This window comes from Bradyrhizobium sp. STM 3809 (assembly GCF_000239795.1).
Lineage (GTDB): Bacteria > Pseudomonadota > Alphaproteobacteria > Rhizobiales > Xanthobacteraceae > Bradyrhizobium.
In genome coordinates, this window is the sequence record NZ_CAFJ01000048.1 from 1 (window position 1) to 3,786 (window position 3,786).

Consider the following 3,786-nt stretch of genomic DNA (forward strand, 5'->3'; position numbering starts at 1 on the left):
GAGACCGGGCTGTTGCAGACGGCGCTCACCGCGCCTTTCGTGCTGTTCGCCATTCCCGCCGGCCTGCTCGCCGACCGGATGCCGCGGCGGCGGCTGATGGCCGCCGCCGAAGCGCTGCGCGCGCTCGCGCTGCTTGCGATCCTCGCGGCCCTCGTGACCGGTTCGCTCACTTTGCCGCTGCTCGCCACGCTCGGCTTCGCTGCGGTGTGTGGCACCGTCGTGTTCAGCGTCGCAGCGCCGGCGGTCGTGCCGAGCCTCGTGTCCCCGACGCAGTTCGCCACGGCCAATGCGCGGATCGAGTTGGCCCGCACCATCGCCTTTGCGGCCGGGCCGGCCGCGGGCGGCATGCTGGTCGGCTGGATCGGCGGCGCGCCCGCCTTCGGCGTCGCGGCCGCGCTGTCGCTGATTGCCACCCTCTGCCTCGCCGGCATCGAGGAGCCGGCCCGCGCCGCCGTGCCGCGACGGCATCCGTTCGCCGACATCAGGGAAGGCGCCGCGTTCGTGCTGAACCATCCGCTGCTGCGGCCGGTGTTCATGACGCAGTTCATCTTCAACACGGCGCACTTCCTGCTGCTCGCGGTGTTCGTGCCCTATGCGGTGCACCGGATCGGCCTGTCGGCAGGAGGCGTCGGCACCGTGCTGTCGATGTTCGGCATCGGCATGGTCTGCGGCGCGCTGCTGGCGACGCGCATCCTGCGGCGGCTGCCGTTCGGCACCGTGATCGGGCTCGGCCCCGTCACCGGCTTCGCCGCTGCGCTGGGGATGGTGCTCACAACCTTCGTTCCCTCCCCTCTGCTCGCCGCGCTCAGCTTCTTCCTGCTCGGCGCGGGACCCATCCTGTGGGTGATCTCGACCACCACCCTGCGCCAGTCGGTGACGCCGGCCGGGCTGCTCGGGCGAGTCTCGGCGATCAACATCCTGAGCTACGGCGCCCGCCCGCTGGGCTCGCTGCTCGGCGCCATCGTCGGCGGCCGCTACGGCGCCGACATGTGCCTCTATCTCTCCGCCGCGATCTTCGGCCTGCAGGCGCTGGTCATCCTCTCCTCGCCCGCGGTCGCGATCGCGCGCCAGCCGGAGCCGCAGCCGGCCTAGCGATAGACCAGGATCGGCACGGTCGAATGCGTCAGCACCTTCAGCGTCTCGCTGCCGAGAATGGCGGAGACGCCGCGCAGCCCGTGCGAGGCCATCAGCACCAGGTCGCAATCCTCGTTTCGCGCCGTCTCGACGATCGCCTCGTAGGGCTTGTCGTGCTCGACGCAGAGCGTGGCGCAGCTGACGCCTGCCTGCTCCGCATCCTCCTTCACGTGGTCCAGATATTTCGCCGTCTGATCGGCCACCAGCGACTTGTATTGTGCCAGCGCCTTGGTGGCGGCGTGCGGATCGACGACGAGCGAATGCAGCGGCGTCGACACCACCAGGGCGGTGACCTTGGCGCCCGTGGCCTTGGCCAGCGCGACGCCGTGCCTGATCGCGGCCTTCGACAGGTCGGAGCCATCGGTGGGTAGCAAGATATGCGTGTACATGAGCGTCATCTCCCCGGCAAAGGATGCTGGGCAGACTCGGCTGTTTCGGGCATTGACGTGGGTCAAGGGTGCGACATCTCGTCCGCCAGGTAGTTCTCATAGGCCTTCGTCGCCGGCGGGCTCGCCACGATCTCCGGATCGAGCGTGAACAGATCCTGCGCGCGGCCGATGCCGCGCAGCGCGTAGCGCCCGGTCGAGACCAGATAGCGGCGACCTTCCTCGTCCAGGCCGGCGCAGAACTCCGACGACGCCAGCAGCTCGCGATCGACCGAGCGGCACATCGAGGCGATGCGGCTGACCTCGTTGACCGCCGGCCCCACCACCGTGAAGTCGAGCCGATCCTCGCTGCCGATGTTGCCGTAGAACACCTCCCCGACATGCAGGCCGACATAGGCCGAGGTGACCGGACGTCCCTCGCCGGCGCGGCGCGCATTGAGCTTGGCGATGTTGAGCCGGAACCGATGCTCGGCACGCAGCGCCGCCTGGCGGGCGCTCATGTCGCCGCCGGCGAAGATCGCCAGCACGCCGTCGCCGATCAGCTTCAGCACGTCGCCGCCGGATTCATAGATCGCGTCGATCGACGCCTCGGCATAGTCGTTAAGCAGCGGGATGATCTCGTCCGGCGAGATGCTCTCGGAGATCGCGGTCGAGCCACGCAGGTCGGAGAACCACAGCACGGCATTGATCCGCTCGGTGACGCCGCGGGAGATACGGCCGCGCAGCACCTGCTCGGAGGCGTCGCGGCCGAGATAGACGCGGCCGAGCGTGCGCACGATGTCGACCTGCTGCGCGGACTTGATGGCCAGCGCCAGCAACGGAATGAGGTCGCGCAACGCGGCCATCTGCAACTCGGTGAAGCCGCCGTCACGACGCGTCAACCAATAGGAATAGAAGCAATCCATCTGGCCGAGCGTCCCCGCCTCGCCGAACTGGTGCACGAAAGCGAGGAAATGCCGGTGGCCCTTGGCGGAGAGGTCGTGGATCATCGAGAAATCGAGATGCGCGCAATTCGTCAGGTCGATGCTGAACTCGTCATGCCCCTTTTCCAGCATGTGGTGGAACACCGAGCGCCGCCAGTTCTGAGCAGCTTCGCCGTCATTGCTCGAGCCGTATTCGAAGCTGTCGGATTCGTTGCTGGCGGTCTCGTTCCAGCGAAAGCCGCGCCCTTCGAAGATCGGATGCAGCGTGTCGATGAAGGTCAGCCCCCGGGACAGTTCGAGCCCGGCGGCACGGCAGCGCTCGCAGAAGCCGCGCAGGATGTCGTTCTCCGGCACTCCCGTCAGGCTCTGGGCCACGAGCCAGTTGATCAGATCGAGGCGGGCTGTGAGGTCCATGCATCCAACTCGTCGGCGTCCAGATGTCCAGGAAGCTCAGGTCGCCGGCCGGCTCACCACCTCGCCATCCTCCTTGGTGAAGGAAGCGACGGGATGATCGAGCAGGTCGAGCACGAGCTCGGACGGGCGGCAGAGCCGTGCGCCCTTGCCAGTCACCACGATCGGGCGGTTGATCAGGATGGGATGGGCCAGCATGGCCTCGATCAGCTGATCATCGGTCCATTTGGGATCGCCGAGTCCCAGCTCGGCATAGGGCGTGCCCTTCTCGCGCAGCACGTCGCGCACCTTGACGCCCATCGCATTGATCAGCGCGACCAGCTGCTCGCGGCTCGGCGGCGTCTTCAGATATTCGATCACATCCGGCTCCTCGCCCGAGGCGCGGATCATCGCCAGTGTGTTGCGCGACGTGCCGCAGGCCGGATTGTGAAAGATCGTGACGGTCATCAGAACAGGTCCCCAACTTCAATCAGCATTTATCTCAAGCATGCAGGCCGTGCTCCACCTCGACGGTGACATGGCTCAGCCCCTGCAGGTCCCTCAGGCGTTGCTTGTACATCGCCGGCGCGAGAGGTGAATGAGAGACGATCGAAACGACGACGGCGCGATGGCCTGGTCCGACCTGCCACAGATGCAGGTCGGTGACACGGTCGCCGCCCGCCTCCAGCCGTGCCCGGATCGTCGCCTCCAACCGCCGGTCGCCATTGACGTCGAGCAGCACCGCGCCGGCGTCTCGGATCAGTCCATAGGCCCAGCTGACGATGACAGCGCTGCCGACCAGGCCGACCGCGGCGTCGGCCCAGCTCCATCCGAGAAACATCCCGATCAGCAGCGCGCCGATCGCCAGCAGCGAGGTTGCCGCATCCGCCAGCACGTGCAGATAGGCCGCGCGCAGATTGTTGTCGTGGTGGCCATGATGGCGGTGGTCGTGA

Annotated in this window: 5 protein-coding genes; 1 reads left to right on the forward strand and 4 read right to left on the reverse strand. The window is 67.4% G+C overall.

Annotated features, from left to right (window positions below):
- On the forward strand, window positions 1–1,092 hold a 1,092-nt coding region (locus BRAS3809_RS02135; RefSeq protein ID WP_052523321.1), incomplete at its 5' end, for an MFS transporter.
- Here BRAS3809_RS02135 and BRAS3809_RS02140 read toward each other — a convergent pair.
- The 4 genes from BRAS3809_RS02140 to BRAS3809_RS02155 form a co-directional block, all read right to left on the reverse strand.
- Window positions 1,089–1,523: a universal stress protein gene (locus BRAS3809_RS02140; RefSeq protein ID WP_008960456.1), complete on the reverse strand. Its 435-nt coding sequence runs from the start codon at window positions 1,521–1,523 to the stop codon at window positions 1,089–1,091. The two genes, BRAS3809_RS02135 and BRAS3809_RS02140, sit on opposite strands and share 4 nt — an antisense overlap.
- A gap of 62 nt (window positions 1,524–1,585) precedes the next feature.
- Entirely contained in the window at window positions 1,586–2,857 is a 1,272-nt protein-coding gene (locus tag BRAS3809_RS02145) for an adenylate/guanylate cyclase domain-containing protein (RefSeq protein WP_008960457.1), read from the reverse strand.
- A gap of 36 nt (window positions 2,858–2,893) precedes the next feature.
- Window positions 2,894–3,301: an arsenate reductase (glutaredoxin) gene (gene arsC / locus BRAS3809_RS02150; RefSeq protein ID WP_008960458.1), complete on the reverse strand. Its 408-nt coding sequence runs from the start codon at window positions 3,299–3,301 to the stop codon at window positions 2,894–2,896.
- Window positions 3,302–3,335: 34 nt separating this feature from the next.
- Window positions 3,336–3,786, reverse strand: a 451-nt coding sequence (locus BRAS3809_RS02155; protein WP_035655049.1) for a cation diffusion facilitator family transporter, incomplete at its 5' end; no start/stop codon positions are given.